Origin of the sequence: Rhodococcus oxybenzonivorans (genome assembly GCF_003130705.1) — a bacterium.
GTDB classification, from domain to species: domain Bacteria; phylum Actinomycetota; class Actinomycetes; order Mycobacteriales; family Mycobacteriaceae; genus Rhodococcus_F; species Rhodococcus_F oxybenzonivorans.
In genome coordinates this window covers 1,504,481-1,520,639 of the sequence record NZ_CP021354.1, presented here as the reverse complement: position 1 = coordinate 1,520,639, position 16,159 = coordinate 1,504,481, and the positions used below count along the sequence as shown (strand labels likewise).

Genomic DNA, 16,159 nt, shown 5'->3' with positions numbered 1-16,159 from the left:
GATGTCCCAGGAGAATTCGGGGTCGCCGGATCCCGACGTCGCCACTCAGGCTGCGTCCCGCGAACCGGAACAGGCCACGCAGGCTGCACCCCGCGAACCGGAACAGGCCACGCAGGCTTCGCGTCCATCGGGAGCCTCGACGACAGGTCGCTCGACGCGGTCACCGCGCAGTCGCTCCGGCGGCCGCCTGCGCCTGGGTGGTGGGCTCGTCGAAGTGCCGGTGGTGAAGACGGTCGACCCGGCTTCGGCCGTCATGTCGGACCCGACGGTTCCCGAGAACAAGCGGTTCTGCTGGAAGTGCGGCAATCCGGTCGGCCGGAAGTGCGCCACTGCGGAAGAGTGCGAGTTCGGCACATGTCCCTCGTGCGCCGCCACCTTCGACTTCCGGCCGCTTCTGCGGCCTGGCGAGCTGGTGAGCGGCCAGTACGAGGTGCAGGGATGCATCGCGCACGGCGGTCTCGGGTGGATTTATCTCGCAATCGACCGCAACGTGAGCGATCGATGGGTGGTTCTCAAGGGTCTGTTGCATTTCGGTGATGCCGAGGCGCAGGCGGTCGCCGTGGCCGAACGCCAGTTTCTCGCCGAGGTGGCGCACCCGAGCATCGTGAAGATCTACAACTTCGTCGAGCAACCCCGATCCGACGGGACTCCGATGGGGTACATCGTCATGGAGTACGTAGGCGGGCACTCACTGAGGGACGTTCTCTCGACGCACCACCGCCCTGAGCGGATGCCCATCGAGCAAGCCATCGCCTATGTGCTGGAGATACTTCCGGCACTCGACTATTTGCACTCCACGGGCCTGGTCTACAACGACCTCAAGCCCGACAACGTGATGGTGACCGAGGATTCGCTCAAGCTGATCGACCTCGGCGCGGTCGCGGGCATCGAGGACTACGGCTATCTCTACGGCACACCGGGTTTCCAGGCACCGGAGATCGTGAAGACGGGCCCGACCGTCGCCTCCGACATCTACACGGTGGGCCGCACGCTGGCGGTGCTGACGCTCGACATGCCCTCCGACAAGGGCCGGTACCTCGACGGGATACCGACGCCGGACAACGCGCCGCTGCTGGCCGAATACGAGTTCTTCCATCGACTCCTGCTGCGTGCCACCGATCCCGACCCCGCGAAGCGTTTCCGCTCGGCGCACGAGATGGCCGGTCAGCTCACCGGCGTGCTCCGTGAGGTACTCGCGCAGCAGACCGGCGAGGAGCACCCCGGACTCTCCACGGTGTTCAGCAGGCAGCGAACAACTTTCGGCACCAACGAGGCCGTCGAACAGACCGACGTCTACGTCGACGGTGTGCAACGAGACCAGAAACTCGATGCGCGCTCGGTGGCGCAGGCCCTGGCGGTGCCGCTGATCGATCCCACCGACCCCAACGCTCCCCTGCTGGCCGCCGCCGTTCACAGCGAACCGCAGCAGACGCTCGACTCCCTGCGACATGCCCGGGACAACGGCATCGAACGCCTCGCCGGAAATCCCGATGTGTCGTTTTCCCGCGAACTCACGCTCGCCGAGATCAAGGCCCACCTCGATCTCGGCGACGCGGCCACGGCACTCACCCTGCTCGGGGAAGTGGAGGGAGACGTCGGCGACAACTGGCGGATCGACTGGTATGCAGGAATCGCCGCACTGCTCTCCGGCGACTACGAGGCGGCCTTCTCCCACTTCGAAGGCGTGCTGCAAGCGATGCCCGGTGAGACGGCACCCAAGCTCGCCCTGGCCGCGACCGCCGAGTTGATCCTGCAGCACTGGGATACCTCGGACCCGGCCCCGTGGCGGTCGTTCGCGGAGAAGTACTACCGGTCGGTGTGGCGCACCGACCACAACGCTGTGAGTGCGGCATTCGGGCTGGCACGGCAACTCACCGAGCGCGGAGATCTTTCCGGTGCCCTCGCGGCGCTCGACGAGGTTCCCCCCACCTCCCGGCACTTCACCGTGGCCCGGATGACCGGTGTGCTGGTGCTGCTGTCCGGGCGGCCGATCGACAAGATCGAGGAGTCCGAGCTGCGCGAGGCGGCGCTTCGTGTCGCCGCGCTGCCGCACGAAGAGAGCCGGGCACTCCAGATGCGCACCCTCGTGCTGGGTACCGCACTCGACTGGATACGCAGCGGCCACACGTCGACCACCGAACAAAGACCTTTCCTCGATGTGCCGTTCACCGAACACGGGTTACGCACGGGCACCGAGGCGGCGCTGCGCGCACTGGCCCGCAAAGCCCCCGAACGCACCCACCGCTATGCACTGGTCGACCGGGCCAACACCATTCGCCCGAAAAGCCTGTTCTAGCAGTCGGTCACCGGCTCAGCTACCCACCAAGTCGACTGCCGCCCGGGCAATCGCCAACTCCTCGTTGGTGGGGACGACAAGAATTTTGACCTCGGAGTCGTCCGAGGAGATGCGCCGGGGCGACCGGGATTCCGAGCTGTTGCGCGTGTCGTCGACAATGATGCCGAGACGTTCGAGCCCCGCCAGGCTGTCGCGCCGGACATCGACGTTGTTCTCGCCCACTCCCCCGGTGAACGTGATGACATCGGCACCGCCCAGCTCCACGAGGTAGGCGCCGATGTACTTCCGGAGCCGGTGCACATACACGTCATAGGCGAGCGCGGCGTCCGCGTTTCCCTCACCGACGAGGGTCCGGAGCGAGCGGAAGTCGTTGACGCCGGACAGCCCTCGCAGACCCGACTGCCGGTTGAGCAGGTCGTCGATCCGGTCGACCGTCAGTCCCTGCCGATACAGATGAAGGAGGACTCCCGGGTCGATGTCACCACTGCGCGTACCCATGACGAGGCCCTCGAGTGGCGTGAATCCCATGCTGGTGTCGACGGCTCGGCCGCCGTGTATGGCGGACGCCGAGGCGCCGTTGCCCAGATGCAGAACTATCTGGTCGAGCTCGGAGGTATCCCTGCCGAGGAACTGGGCGGCACAGGACGACACGTACTGGTGCGACGTCCCGTGGAAGCCGTACCGCCGAATGTCGTACTGCTGCGCGATGCTCCGATCGATGGCATAGGTGGACGCCGCCGCGGGCAGGGTGTGGAAGAACGCAGTGTCGAATACTCCGACGTGCGGGACGTCGGGAAGCACTTCCCGGGCCACCTCGATGCCGATCACGTTCGCCGGATTGTGCAGCGGCGCCAGGCTCGACAGATCGGAGATGGCCCGCACTACGTCGTCGTCGATGATCGTGGGCTCGTAGAACACCTTGCCACCATGAACGAGGCGGTGCCCCACGGCGACGATCCCCGCCTCACCGAGCGGCCGGCCGACCTCGGCGACCACCTCGAGGACCGTCTTCAAACCCGCGCGATGGTCGGCGATGACACCGTGTCGTTCCTCCACGCCGGTGCGGTGCCGATACACGATGTGCCCGTCCGGTTCGCCGATCCGCTCGATGAGCCCGGAGGCGATCGACTCGCCGGTGTCCGGCTGGATGAGCTGGAACTTGATCGACGAAGAACCGGAGTTGAGTACCAGTACCGATCCTGCGGTGTCGTCGCTCACGTGTCTGCCCCCCGAGGTTCGAGCGCCGCGGCCTGTATGGCCGTGATGGCCACCGTATTGACGATATCCTCGACCAGCGCGCCCCGGGAAAGGTCGTTGACCGGCTTGTTCAGACCCTGCAACACCGGGCCGACGGCGATGGCACCAGCACTGCGCTGCACCGCCTTGTAGGTGTTGTTGCCGGTGTTGAGATCGGGGAAGATGAACACCGTTGCCTTACCCGCAACCTGCGAGTCGGGCATCTTCTTGTCGGCCACACTCTGCTCGATGGCGGCGTCATACTGAATCGGTCCTTCCACCAACAGATCCGGTCGTCGCTCGCGGACGACGGCGGTGGCGGAGCGCACCTTGTCGACATCTGCGCCGGTCCCCGAATCGCCGGTGGAGTACGACAGCATCGCGATGCGCGGGGCGATGCCGAACTGCGCGGCCGTCTCAGCGGACGAGATCGCGATGTCGGCCAGTTGCTCGGCGGTGGGATCGGGCACGACCGCGCAGTCGCCGTAGGCGAGGACGCGGTCGGACAGACACATCAGGAACACGCTCGACACCGTGTTCACACCCGGCCGAGTCTTGATGATCTCGAACGACGGCCGAATCGTGTGCGCGGTGGTGTGCGCGGCGCCGGACACCATTCCGTCCGCTATTCCCCTGTGCACCATCATGGTTCCGAAGTACGAGATGTCGCCCATCACCTCCCGTGCACGCTCGAGGGTCATACCCTTGTGCGCGCGCAGCCGGGCGTACTCCTCGGCGAACGAAGTGGTGTACTCCGAGGTTCGCGGATCGAGAACCTGCGCCTCGGACAGGTCCACACCGAGTTCGGCGGCACGCCTGCGCACCTGCCCCTCGTCTCCGAGGAGTGTCAGCTCCGCCACCTGGCGTTGGAGCAATCGGCCCGCGGCCCGGAGGATACGGTCGTCGTCACCCTCCGGAAGGACGATGTGCCTGCGACCGCGCCGGGCCCGGTCGATCAGCTGGTACTCGAACATCTGCGGTGTGACCACCGAGGGAATCGGAAGTTTCAGCCGTTCGACGAGAACAGCGGGATCGACGTGCTGCTCCATGACGCTCAACGCGGTGTCGACCTTGCGTTGCGAGCCGACGGCCACCCGGCCCCGCGTCTGAGCGGCAACACTTGCCGTGTCGAACGTACCCAGCGAGGTGGTGAGGATCGGAAGACGCGGTTTCAAACCTGCCATCAGGTCGGCGATCGCGGGATGCGGGAGCAGACCACCGTTCATGATGATTCCGGCGAGCGACGGAAACCCTTCCGCGTCGTGGGCGTTCACCATCGCCAGCAGTACGTCGGAACGGTCGGCGGGCGCGATCACCACCACCCCGTCACTCAGACGCTCGAGGATGTGCTCGGCCGTCATGCCGCCGACCATCACCCGCAACGCTTCACGATGCAGAAGCTCTGGATCACCACTGAACAACGTGCCGTCGACGGCGTCGAGCAGTTCTGCCATGGTCGGCGCCGTCAACAGCGGAATCTCCGGCAAGCTCCACGCAGGCACGCCGGTGGCGGACAGCGCGGACGTGACGGCGCCGAGTTCGTCCGGGTCGCACCGATTGGCGATCACCGCGATCAGATGAGCGTGATGTGCCTTCAACTCACCGATGCACAGCGCAGCGAGCTGGGCCACCTCGTCAGGACTGCGGCGCGCTCCCCGCAATGCGAGGAGCACCGGCGCACCCAGGTTGACGGCGATCCTCGCGTTGTACCCGAGCTCACTTGGGCTGGCCACGTCGGTGTAGTCGCTACCGATGACCACGACGGCATCACACTGCTCGGCCATCGTGTGATACCGCGCGACGATCTCACCGAGCGCGCCGTCGGGGTCGGCGTGGACGTGCTCATAGGTGACACCCAGGGACTGCTCGTAACCGACGTCGGCGGTCGTGTGCTCGAGCAGCAACTCCAGGATGTAGTCGGTCTCCTCCGTCGATCGCGCTATCGGCCGGAAAACACCCACCCGTGCCGCCGAGGCACACAGCATCTGCAAGACACCCAAGGCGATGGTGGACTTACCGGTGTCCCCCTCCGGCGAGGCGATATAGATGCTCGACGGGGCCGAAGGGCCCGGCGGACTCACTGGTGCGGAGGTTCCAGGTGCAGCCATGGCCACAGCGTATCCGGCGGTCCGCGCCGGCGCCGTCGCCGTCGGCACCTCCGGCCACCACGATTGACAGGGGTCCTGCGAAGCGGTCAGATGACATATGGCCGAATCACCCTTCCCCGACGTGCGGTGGGGCAGCGAAAACAGCTTCCTCCGTGAGCCTGCCGCGGCCTTCGCCGCTACCCGGCCGGGGTCGTGGGTGATTCGGAAGCTCGCCGGAGTGGACCGGCGTCTACTCCAGAAGAGCGGTGGACGTTTCACTGTTCTCGGCCCGATCGCCGCGCCGGTGGTGCTTCTCACCACGACGGGCCGCAAGTCCGGGAAGCCGAGGACCAGTCCACTGCTGCACCACCGCGAGGGTGACCGAATCTACGTGGTGGGCAGCAACTTCGGACAAGAGAAACACCCCGCCTGGTCCGCGAACCTCATCGCGGAGCCGCACGCGACGGTGACCATCGGGGGAAAGGCGATCCCGGTGACCGCCACTCTCCTCACCGAACCGGAACGAACCCGCATCTATCGCGAATTCGATGCGATGGTCCGGGTCTACGGCGTCTACGAGACCCGCACCGATCGCAACATGCGGGTGTTCGCACTGACTGCCACCTGACCAACGTCATTGCGTCATCAGCGCGACCCGCTCACCAGCGCTACCCGGGATATCTGTTCCCGACCGTACCATCTACGTGGGGACAATCACAGCGCCGCAAGTTGCCAGACGTTTGCTCGTGGTGTGTGGTGGAACCAGGAGATGGGGCGGACAGCCGCCGGGAAAGGGGGAAACATGCTTGCAGCCAGACAATTACGCCCGTATGTGGTGGCGCCTGTGCCGCTGAAGCCGAACCCGCCCGACCCTGATCAGTGCCCCCCGCGTCGACTCGAGGACAGGTAGACATATGAACCAGAAGTCCCGACCAGGCCACGAGCCTGCAGATACGGACCCCGAATCAGGAGCCTTGTCCGCCGACGATCTGGCCGCGGCCATCGAGGGGTTGACCGGCATCCGCACCATCGCGCGGTCTCCAGATGCCAGGCCGACCCCCCGCACCGTTCGCCGCGAACCGCCTCGATAGGGCCCCGATCAGCACACTCCATCAGTGGACCAGAACTGGCCCCGCATCGGCGTCCTGCTGCGGAATCTCGTTGCGATACAGTGTCATCGACACCAACGCGCCTACAGCGAAAAATGCTGCGGCCACCCAGAACGCGGAGTGATAGCTGGCCAGCGCCGCACCCTCGGCGAGCTGCTGCGCCACGACGGCCGGATCCCCGGACACGGCGTGCTCGGCGCTGGAGTTGTCTGCTGCCGAGGAGATGAGTCCCCAGACAACCGTGCTCTCCGCAGCGACGTGCGGGCAAACCTCGAACGCATCCTGCAGTCGCCCCGCGCGAGGTGTTCACATCCCGGGGTCTCGATGGCCAGGCTCGCCGAGGTCGCGGAGGATGCCGGTGTCGGAGTCGGGACCGTCTACCGCCGATTTGCGAGCAAGGATCAACTAATCGAGCACCTGTTCGCTGCGCGCCTCCAGGACGTCGTCGAGATCTCGACCGCAGCCGAAGCGATGCCGGATCCGCGGAAAGGTCTCGTCTACTTCTTCACCGAGAGCACCCGCACAAGGCGTTACGGGTAGCCGTGAAGTACTTACATCTCCGACATCGGCCATGTCAGTGGCAGGTAGTAAGAGATTCAAGTAGACGCTGTCGCCGACTTCGCCAGCGCAGAATCACCCGAGTTATGGATGCGCGTCCTCGGCTTCGCGCTCGATGGTCTCCGCGCAAACGGGACGGCCACAGCACCTTGGGCGGACCGGCGCTCAGCGAAGACCAACTGCACCGGACGATGAACCGCCTCGACGGCGTCGACTGACGACGGTCACTGTCCGCTCGACGCGGTGTCGACGTCGAGTTCGCCGTCGTGGGCGAACACGAGACGTCCGTCGTCGAGAGCGACCGCCCACCGGTGCACCGGAGCCCAGTCGCGGCCGAGCGACTGCCCCGACGTGGTCAGTTCCGCGAAATCCTCGATCACCACACCCTGCGCCGTCGTTTCCGTCTCGCGCCGAACACGGACACGGGCTCCGACGACGATGTCGGGTTTCACAGGGTTCTGCTCGGGCATTGCTCATCCAACTTTCTTCGAAGGAGGGCCGCAGGCGGCCTGGTTGTTCCCACACCCGCTGGGGTGAGCGGGTGTGGGAACAGCCGACGACCCCGAGTCGGGGGAGGGACCGCCGGCCGATCCCGAACCCTGCGCGTTGCGGTTCGGGAGCTTGTTGCCGACTGCAGGCACACCCACTACAGACCATCAGCAAACATTCAGCAAGCTAACTCCGGACGTGTGTGGGAATCATCACCCACCGGTTCGAAGGGCGACGTATCCGTCAGGGAGTCCAGCATTTGTACACGAGACGCCTTGACGTAAAGCAATCTAAGGTCCATATTACATGTTACGTCTCGTCACACTGATATGGAGGACGCTCATGACCCGTTCTACGCTCGAGCTTCGCAACCCGAGGATCACCGACCGCCAGGACACGGGTACACGGCTCCTCGAATCCTCCGCGAGGATGTCGTACGACCCCATGGTCGAGGTCGACTGGGATGCACCGGTCCCTGACGACCTCTACGGCCTGACGCCGGAATGGTCCACGCTGTACGGAACCCCCCTGTGGAACGAAATGACGTTCGAGCAGCAGATCACGCTGACCAAGCACGAAGTGTCCTCGATCATGGGCACCGGCATCTGGTTCGAGATGATCCTGCAGCAGATGGTCATCCGGGACATGTATGCCAAGGATGCCTCGCAGGCGCACTTCCAGTTCGCGCTCACCGAGGTCGCCGACGAATGCCGGCACTCCGTGATGTTCGCTCGTACCGCCGAGAAGTTCGGCTGCCCGTCGTACGTGCCGCGCCGTGCCGTCGTCAACCTGGGTCGCGGATTCAAAGCTCTCGCGTCGGGAGAGGTCGCCTACGCCGGCATTCTGGTCGCCGAAGAAATCCTCGACGTCATGCAGCGCGACTGGATGAAGGACACCCGTGTTCAGCCGATCGTTCGGGTGACCAGCAAGATTCACGTGGTCGAGGAAGCCCGGCACATGCGTTTCGCTCGTGAGGAGACACTGCGCCGTGCGGCGGGTACCAGCAAGGCTCGCCGGGCGGCCAGCCGCGGCGCCATCGCGATTGCGGCGAACCTCATCGTGTCGAGCATGATCAATCCCGCGGTCTACGCCGCCGCCGGACTCGACACCGAGCGAGCGCTACGCGAGGCGAAGAACAACTCGTTCCGCGCCGCGAAAGTACGCGAAAGCTCGCAGCCACTGATGCGCTTCCTCGCCGACGCGGACCTGCTGGGCGGGCCGTCCAAGCGCCTGTACAAGCGGGTGCACATGCTCTGAGGCGCTCCGCGCCTGTGAGTGGTTAAGGAGTCTCTGCACTCGTTAACCACTCACAGGCGGCGAAGCCGCCTAGCCGCGGAGCCGGGGTGCGAGGTCGCGCTCGAAGAGCTCCAGGAACCGCTTCTGGTCGTGTCCGGGCGCGTGGAACACCAGATGATTCAACCCGGCGTCGAGGTACGGCTTGATCTGCGCCACCGCCTCATCCGGATCCGACGCCACGATCCACCGCTTCGCGACCTGCTCGATCGGCAACGCATCCGCCGCCCTCTCCATCTCGATCGGATCATCGATCGAATGCTTCTGCTCCGCCGTCAACGACAACGGCGCCCAGAACCGGGTGTTCTCCAACGCCAACTCCGGATCGGTGTCATACGAAATCTTGATCTCGATCATCTTGTCGATCTCCGCGACATCGCGCTCCGCCTTCGCCGCCCCCTCCGCCACCGCCGGCAGCAACTTCTCCGTATACAACTCCATACCCTTACCCGACGTACAAATGAACCCGTCCCCACTGCGCCCGGCATACCGGGCCACCACCGGACCACCCGCCGCGATATACACCGGGATCCCGTCCTCGGGCACGTCGTAAATCGACGCCCCCTTCGTGGAGAAAAACTCGCCCTCGAAATCGACCCGATCCCCGAGCCACAGCTCCCGCATCAACCGCACCGACTCCCGCAAGCGCGCGAACCGCTCCTTGAACTCGGGCCACTGCCCCGCAAAACCCGTCGCGATCTCGTTGAGCGCCTCACCGGTACCCACCCCGAGCATCACCCGACCCGGATACAGACACCCCATCGTCGCGAACGCCTGCGCCACCACCGCCGGGTTGTACCGAAACGTCGGCGTCATCACCGACGTCCCCAACTGCAACCGCTCCGTCCGCTCCCCCACCGCCGTCATCCACGCAATCGAGAACGGAGCATGCCCACCCTCGTGCCGCCACGGCTGGAAATGATCCGACACCGTCGCCGAATCCATCCCGTGCGCCTCCGCCAGCACACCCAGCTCCACCAACTCCCGCGGACCGAACTGCTCCGCCGACGCCTTGTATCCCAGCTTGAGCTCGTGGGCCACCGTGTACTCCTTAGTCGTCACGTCCGGTTCGCGTTATGCAAACCTCTTCTGCAGGTTAGAGAACGGCGACGACGCTGGCGAGCCCCGCTCCCAGCGCCACCACCGTCAGAGTTACGGCAAACAGCCTCAACTCGTGGGGCGGGGGCATCGGCGCGCCGTCGCGCAGGGCCTTCTCGACCTGAGACCACCGTCGCAGTCCGACGAGGGCCGCTGCCGCGGCGAGACCGATCAGAATCAGGCCGAGGGTCGTCCGCACCCATCCGGTGCTGAATTCGGGGACCAGGTGGATCATCGCGAGACCACCCGCGAGCAAGGCCAGCGAACTCCGCATCCATGCCAGAAACGTCCGCTCACTGGCGAGTGTGAATCGCTCGTCGGGCCGGTCGTTGTCCGTCATCGATCCATCTATACACCGGTTCCGTGGAACCGCGACAAGCAGGTAGCCCGGCGTCTTAGATTGGACGAGCAGGCCAGGCAGGGGGCAATATGCGACCGTTCGACGATCTGCGACGCTCGGCCCCTCTGCGTGGACTGTTGGTGACGGTCCTGCTGTTGTCGGCGTGGCTGGCGCTCGGACCGCCGCCCGCCTCGGCGGAGCCGCGGATCACCCGGGTCGACGTCTACTCGGAGGCGATGGGCCGCTGGGTTTCCAACGACGTCATCTCCCCCGCTTCCGGTGCGCCCGCGCCCACCTTCTACCTGCTCACCGGGATCGGCGGCGGGTCGGACGGCATCTCGTGGTTCAACAACACGCGGGTCCGGGACTTCTTCGCCGACAAGCATGTGAACGTCGTGATGCCGATCGGCGGCCAGTACAGCATGTACACCGACTGGGCCGCGGACGATCCGGTGCTCGGGCGTAACAAGTGGCAGACGTACCTCACCCAAGAGCTTCCCGCCGCAATCGACAGCCGGTTTTCGACAACAGGCTCGAAAGCCATCGGCGGAGTCTCGATGGCGGGCAGCGCGGTGCTCGACCTGGCGGCGCAGGTACCGGGGTTCTACCGTGCGGTGGGCTCGTACAGCGGGTGCGCACAGACCAGTGGCGTGCTCGGGCAGGCGATGGTGCGGTCGATGGTCGAACTGCGGGGCGGCGGTAACGCCGCCAACATGTGGGGTTCGCCCGGGGATCCCGCGTGGGCGCGGCACGATCCGATGCTGAGCGCCGAGCGCCTGCGCGGCACAACGTTGTTCGTGTCGACCGGCAACGGGATGCCGGGGCCCGTCGACAACCACGACCCACTACTGGCTGTGCCGCAGACGATCGGCGGCAGTGTCGTCGAGATGGTCACCCATGTGTGCGCCGGGGCCTTCGAATCACGGCTTCGACAGCTCGGAATCCCGGCCACGTTCGCCTACCTACCGCAGGGCACCCACTCCTGGGGCCTGTTCGAAACCGAGCTACGCGACTCCTGGCCCGTCATCGGCAGCGCTATCGGGGCATGAGCGGCGACCATCACCGCGTACGCCCCAGTTCGCGTTCCAGGATCGGCCCGATCACCGCGAAAGCCTCCGGTGTGGTCATCCGCACGTGATCGCACTCCACCTCGTTCGCGGTGATCACGCCGGTCACTACGGGCTGCCACACGCTCGGCGAGGGTCGTTCACCCTCGTCGTCGGTGCTCTGCGCGGCGGTGAAGAACAGCAAGTCGCCGTCGAACACGCGGGGCCGATGTTCGGCCGAGATCCGCTTCGAGTTCTCGAGGCCCGCGCTGATGCGGCCCAGGAGGGTCGACGCGAACGCCGGGTCGCGGCCGAACGATCGGCCGAGCATCTCGACCAACTGCTCTCGGTACGACTTGTCGTCGTCACCGCTGCCCTCGAAGTCGACGCCCAGTCCGTGCAGCCATTGCTCGGCGTCGACCTCGAGGTCACCGAAGTCGCCCTCCTCTGCGAGGTAGCTGTCCATCATCGCCAGCGTGCCGACGTCCGCCCCGGACTCCCGCAATTCGACGGCGATCGCGTGTGCGATCACGCCACCGAGTGACCATCCCAGCAGGTGGTACGGGCCTCGGGGCTGCACCGCCCGCATCTCGACGACGTAGCGGTGTGCCAGTTCTTCCATCGACTCGAACGTCGCGCCTCCACTCACGATGGGCAGCTGCAGCCCGTACACCGGCCTGTCCGGCGCGAGGTGCTGGATCAGTCCGGCGTATCCGAGGGCGAGTCCGCCCGCGGGGTGCACGCAGAACACCGCGGGACGTGTTCCCCTGGACCGGAGCGGGACCACGACACTCAACACGTCGTCGGTCACCGCGGCGCCGGGTGTGGACGGGTCGACGATGCGGCGCGCCAGCCCTTCGGGAGTGGGGTTGCGGAAGATCCACTGCAGTGCGACGTCCGTGCCGAGCCGGTCCCGCAGCGCGGACGCCACCCTGGTCGCGACCAGGGAGTTCCCACCCAGTGCGAAGAAGTCGTCGTCGACTCCGACGCGTTCTACCCCGAGTACGTCGGCGAACACCTCCGCGACCGCGTGCTCGAGCGGAGTGGCGGGTGCCTTGAACGGCCTGGGCGAAACCATCGGCGCGGGAAGTGCCCGCCGGTCCAGTTTGCCTGTGCGCCCGACCGGCAGCTCGTCGAGCACCACCAACTGAGCGGGCACCATGTACGGTGCGAGATGAGAGGCGGCGTAGCGCAGCACTTCCGCCGGATCGATGCTCGCATTACCCTCCGGGACAACGTAACCCACCAGTCGATCGATCGCACCGGCGTGTGTGGTCACCGCCGCCCGACCCACCCCGTCGCAGCGGGCCAGGACCGACTCGATCTCGCCGAGCTCCACCCGCTGTCCTCGAATCTTCACCTGGAAGTCGTTGCGGCCTATGTATTCCAGTCGGCCCATCTCGGTCCAACGCACGAGGTCACCGGTGCGGTACATGCGGGAGCCCGGACCTCCGAAGGGGTGCGCCACGAACGACGCTGCTGTCATACCTGGGCGCCGATGGTATCCGCGGGCCAGTCCCGGTCCCGCCGCATACAATTCGCCCACCACACCCACCGGGACCGGCTGCAACCACGGATCGAGGACTACTACCTCGACGCCGCGGCCGGGACCCCCGACGGTGACCGGCTCGTCCGGCGACAGCGCCTCGCTGGCGGTGGTCTGAATCGTCGCCTCAGTGGGACCGTATCCGTTGAAGACAAACCGGCCCGGTGTCCAGCGGTTCGCAAGCTCGGGGGCGAACCGTTCACCTGCCACCGCCAGAACTCGCACGGACGGGAGCTCTTGGGGGCTCACCGTTTCCAGGATGGTGGGGGTGAAGAACGCGTGTGTGACCTGTTCGGCCTCGAGGAGTTCGGCCAGCTCACGGCCACCGAGCACGGTCGGGGGCACGATGACCAGCGTCGCCCCGACCGTGAACGCCATCAGCAGCTCGAAGACGGACGCGTCGAAACTCGGGGACGCCAGGTGTGACACCCGTGCCCCGTGCGTCGCTGCGAAGCGTTCTCGCTCCTCGACTACCAGGTTTGCCAGACCGCTGTGCGAGACGACGACACCCTTCGGTGTGCCGGTCGAGCCGGAGGTGTAGAGCAGGAAGGCGGCGTGCTCGGTATGCAGCGGTCGCACGCGGTCGTCGTCGGTGACCCGGTCCCCGGGGTACGCGCTGTCGACCTCCGGGTCGTCGACCAGCAGCCACTGCACCGCGCCGGGCAGATGCTCGCGGTGCGCCGATACGGTCAGTCCGAGGATTGCACCGGAATCCTCGAGCATCGCCGTGATGCGGGCGGCCGGGAGCGCGGGATCGATCGGCACGTACGCCGCACCCGACTTCGCGACCGCCCACACCGACAGCACCGATTCGATCGACCGCGGCACCCCGACGGCGACGAAGGAGTCGGGACCGGCGCCCCGGTCGACGAGCGCTCTGGCCAACCGGTTGGACCGTTCGTCGAGCAACCGGTACGAAACGTCGATGCCATTGCTCGACAGTGCGATTGCCTCCGGATCCACGGCGGCGCCGGCGACGAGCACGTCCGACAGCGTCCGTTCCGGAACCGCGGGCGCACCCCGGACCGGCGCGAGTTCGTCCCGTTCGAAGGCGTCCAGTATGTCGAGGTTCCCCAGCCGCACCGAGGGGTCGTCCACCACGGCGTCGAGCATGCGAACGAAACGGTCGGCCAGCTCGGCCACGGTGTCGGCATCGAAAAGGTCGGTGGCGTAACTGAATGCGGCCCTGATACCCGACGGTGACCCCTCGTCGTCGTACTCTTCGGACACGGTGAGCTGCAAGTCGAATCGTGCGATCGTCGCACCGAGGTCGATCCCGGTCACCTCGACGCCCGGCAGCGACAGGTCGGATTGCTTCACATTCTGGAATTCGAGTAGTACCTGGAACAGCGGTGAATGCGCCGTCGAGCGAGGTGGGTCGAGCGCTTCGACGACCTTCTCGAACGGCACCTCGGCGTGGGCGTATGCCCCGAGGTCGACGACGCGCACCTGCTCGAGCAGTTCGGCGAATGTGCTCGCGGACCGGATGACGGTGCGTAGCACCACGGTATTGACGAACATTCCGACCATGTCGTCGAGTGCGGCCTCACCCCGTCCGGCGACGGGGGTTCCGATGGCGATGTCCTCGGAACCGGACATCCGGGCCAGGAAAGTGACCAGGGCGGCATGCGCGACCATGAACAGCGTCGACTGGTGCGCCGACGCCAGCGCCGTCAGCCGACGATGCAGATCGGCGTCGATTTCGAATCCCACTCGGCTCCCACCCGGTGACCGTTGCATCGGACGCGGACGGTCCGCCGGTAGATCCAGTGCGGCAGGAAGACCGGCCAGCGCGTTCCGCCAGTAGTCCAGCTGCGCCGAAACCAGCGACTGCGGATCCTGGTCCGAACCGAGGAGTTGCCGCTGCCAGAGCGCGAAGTCGGCGTACTGCACAGCCAGGGGTTCCCATTCCGGGGCGCCCCCGTGGGTGCGGGCCGTGTAGGCCACCAGCACGTCCCGGGCGAGCGGGACCATCGATGCTCCGTCCGCGACGATGTGGTGCACCACCACCAGGAGCACTCGCTCGGCATCGGAGGTCTCGAACAACGCGGCTCGTACCGGCACCTGCTTCGTGACCTCGAAGCCTTCCGACACCGACGCCGAGAGCCGCTCGCGCAACTCCATTTCGCTGGTCACCCTCACCTCTGGCAGGTCCGGTGCCGCGTCCGGGAGGATCACCTGCACCGGCGCACCGTCGCGCATCGGAAAGCGGGTCCGGAGCGATTCGTGCCGCGCCACCACATCGGCCACCGCAGCGCGCAACGCGTCGGCATCGAGTGCGCCGGTGAGCCGGAACGCCATCGCGATGTTGTAGGCGGGCGAGGAGGTGTCGAACTGGTTGAGGAACCACATGCGAGTCTGCGCCAGCGACAACGGGATTCGTTCCGGGCGCGGCCCGGCGTGCAACACCGGCCGGTCGATACGCACGGTGGCTTTCGCGGCACGGGCCGCAAACGCTGTGACGGTCGGCGCCTCGAAGAGGGCGTGCAGTCCGACATCGACGTCGAGTGCCGCGTCGACCCGGGCAACCACGCGGGTGGCGGACAGTGAGTCGCCGCCCAAGCGGAAGAAGTCGTCGTCGGCGCCGACCTGTTCGATTCCGAGGACGTCGCCGAACACACCGGCCACGACGGCTTCGAGGGGGGTGGCGGGAGCCCGGAAACGACGCGTCCCGGCGCCGGGTTCGGGTAGTGCTGTGCGGTCGAGCTTCCCACTCACCGTCACCGGCAACTCCCCCACAACCACCACCACCGACGGCACCACCCACCCCGGCACCACCCCCGCCACCCACTCCACCACTACATCCGGATCCACCCGCACCCCCACCTCCGGCACCACATACCCCACCAACCGACCCCCCTCCCGCACCACCGCCGCCGCCCGAGCCACCCCCGGACACCGCACCAACACCGCCTCCACCTCCCCCAACTCCACCCGCTGACCCCGCACCTTCACCTGCCCATCACCCCGCCCACAAACTCCAACACCCCCACCTCAACCCACCGCACCACATCCCCGTCCGATACACCCGCGACCCCACACCCGAAAACGGATTCGCCAC

General features: G+C 66.3%; 12 protein-coding genes. 5 read left to right on the top strand and 7 right to left on the bottom strand.

What is annotated here, in order from left to right:
* Position 1: 1 nt before the first annotated feature.
* Entirely contained in the window at positions 2–2,296 is a 2,295-nt protein-coding gene (locus CBI38_RS07235) for a serine/threonine-protein kinase (protein ID WP_109327628.1), read from the top strand.
* 15 nt (positions 2,297–2,311) lie between these two features.
* On the opposite strand, the gene CBI38_RS07230 is transcribed toward CBI38_RS07235, so the two are convergent.
* Together CBI38_RS07230 and pta are read right to left on the bottom strand one after the other, a co-directional pair.
* Positions 2,312–3,514, bottom strand: a complete 1,203-nt coding sequence (locus tag CBI38_RS07230) for an acetate kinase (protein ID WP_109327626.1) — start codon at positions 3,512–3,514, stop codon at positions 2,312–2,314.
* Positions 3,511–5,640 carry a phosphate acetyltransferase gene (pta, locus tag CBI38_RS07225; RefSeq protein WP_109334914.1) on the bottom strand — a complete coding sequence of 710 codons (2,130 nt, stop codon included), beginning with the start codon at positions 5,638–5,640 and terminating at the stop codon, positions 3,511–3,513. The genes CBI38_RS07230 and pta overlap by 4 nt, the downstream gene beginning before the upstream one ends.
* Positions 5,641–5,737: 97 nt before the next feature.
* Here pta and CBI38_RS07220 point away from each other — a divergent pair, with 97 nt between their 5' ends.
* Positions 5,738–6,247, top strand: a complete 510-nt coding sequence (locus tag CBI38_RS07220; protein WP_109327624.1) for a nitroreductase/quinone reductase family protein — start codon at positions 5,738–5,740, stop codon at positions 6,245–6,247.
* Positions 6,248–6,731: 484 nt separating this feature from the next.
* Here CBI38_RS07220 and CBI38_RS07215 read toward each other — a convergent pair whose 3' ends face one another.
* On the bottom strand, positions 6,732–6,914 hold the full coding sequence (locus tag CBI38_RS07215) for a hypothetical protein (protein ID WP_109327622.1): 183 nt from the start codon (positions 6,912–6,914) through the stop codon (positions 6,732–6,734).
* Between the two features lie 138 nt (positions 6,915–7,052).
* On the opposite strand from CBI38_RS07215, the gene CBI38_RS07210 reads away from it, so the two are divergent.
* Positions 7,053–7,268 carry a TetR/AcrR family transcriptional regulator gene (locus CBI38_RS07210; RefSeq protein ID WP_109327620.1) on the top strand — a complete coding sequence of 72 codons (216 nt, stop codon included), beginning with the start codon at positions 7,053–7,055 and terminating at the stop codon, positions 7,266–7,268.
* Positions 7,269–7,510: 242 nt separating this feature from the next.
* Here CBI38_RS07210 and CBI38_RS07205 read toward each other — a convergent pair whose 3' ends face one another.
* Positions 7,511–7,756: a hypothetical protein gene (locus CBI38_RS07205; RefSeq protein ID WP_109327618.1), complete on the bottom strand. Its 246-nt coding sequence runs from the start codon at positions 7,754–7,756 to the stop codon at positions 7,511–7,513.
* Between the two features lie 361 nt (positions 7,757–8,117).
* Here CBI38_RS07205 and CBI38_RS07200 point away from each other — a divergent pair, with 361 nt between their 5' ends.
* Entirely contained in the window at positions 8,118–9,032 is a 915-nt protein-coding gene (locus CBI38_RS07200) for an AurF N-oxygenase family protein (protein WP_109327616.1), read from the top strand.
* 69 nt (positions 9,033–9,101) lie between these two features.
* On the opposite strand, the gene fgd is transcribed toward CBI38_RS07200, so the two are convergent.
* On the bottom strand, positions 9,102–10,109 hold the full coding sequence (gene fgd / locus CBI38_RS07195; RefSeq protein WP_109334913.1) for a glucose-6-phosphate dehydrogenase (coenzyme-F420): 1,008 nt from the start codon (positions 10,107–10,109) through the stop codon (positions 9,102–9,104).
* Positions 10,110–10,164: 55 nt separating this feature from the next.
* The gene (locus tag CBI38_RS07190) at positions 10,165–10,506 is read right to left on the bottom strand and encodes a YidH family protein (RefSeq protein ID WP_109327614.1); all 342 of its coding nucleotides are present in this window, start codon (positions 10,504–10,506) and stop codon (positions 10,165–10,167) included.
* Positions 10,507–10,595: 89 nt separating this feature from the next.
* On the opposite strand from CBI38_RS07190, the gene CBI38_RS07185 reads away from it, so the two are divergent.
* The gene (locus tag CBI38_RS07185) at positions 10,596–11,555 is read left to right on the top strand and encodes an alpha/beta hydrolase (RefSeq protein WP_109327612.1); all 960 of its coding nucleotides are present in this window, start codon (positions 10,596–10,598) and stop codon (positions 11,553–11,555) included.
* A gap of 10 nt (positions 11,556–11,565) precedes the next feature.
* Here the strand turns inward: CBI38_RS07185 and CBI38_RS07180 are convergent, their stop codons facing one another.
* Positions 11,566–16,053 (bottom strand): amino acid adenylation domain-containing protein, encoded by a 4,488-nt coding sequence (locus tag CBI38_RS07180; protein ID WP_230990102.1) that lies wholly within the window; start codon positions 16,051–16,053, stop codon positions 11,566–11,568.
* Positions 16,054–16,159 lie beyond the last annotated feature (106 nt).

Excerpts from the sequence above, each read along its gene's own strand:
- CBI38_RS07235 (WP_109327628.1), top strand. The coding sequence starts at position 2 with ATGTCCCAGGAGAATTCGGGGTCGCCGGATCCCGACGTCGCCACTCAG.
- pta (WP_109334914.1), bottom strand. The coding sequence starts at position 5,640 with ATGGCTGCACCTGGAACCTCCGCACCAGTGAGTCCGCCGGGCCCTTCG.
- CBI38_RS07220 (WP_109327624.1), top strand. The coding sequence starts at position 5,738 with ATGGCCGAATCACCCTTCCCCGACGTGCGGTGGGGCAGCGAAAACAGC.
- CBI38_RS07210 (WP_109327620.1), top strand. The coding sequence starts at position 7,053 with ATGGCCAGGCTCGCCGAGGTCGCGGAGGATGCCGGTGTCGGAGTCGGG.
- CBI38_RS07205 (WP_109327618.1), bottom strand. The coding sequence starts at position 7,756 with ATGCCCGAGCAGAACCCTGTGAAACCCGACATCGTCGTCGGAGCCCGT.
- CBI38_RS07200 (WP_109327616.1), top strand. The coding sequence starts at position 8,118 with ATGACCCGTTCTACGCTCGAGCTTCGCAACCCGAGGATCACCGACCGC.
- CBI38_RS07190 (WP_109327614.1), bottom strand. The coding sequence starts at position 10,506 with ATGACGGACAACGACCGGCCCGACGAGCGATTCACACTCGCCAGTGAG.
- CBI38_RS07185 (WP_109327612.1), top strand. The coding sequence starts at position 10,596 with ATGCGACCGTTCGACGATCTGCGACGCTCGGCCCCTCTGCGTGGACTG.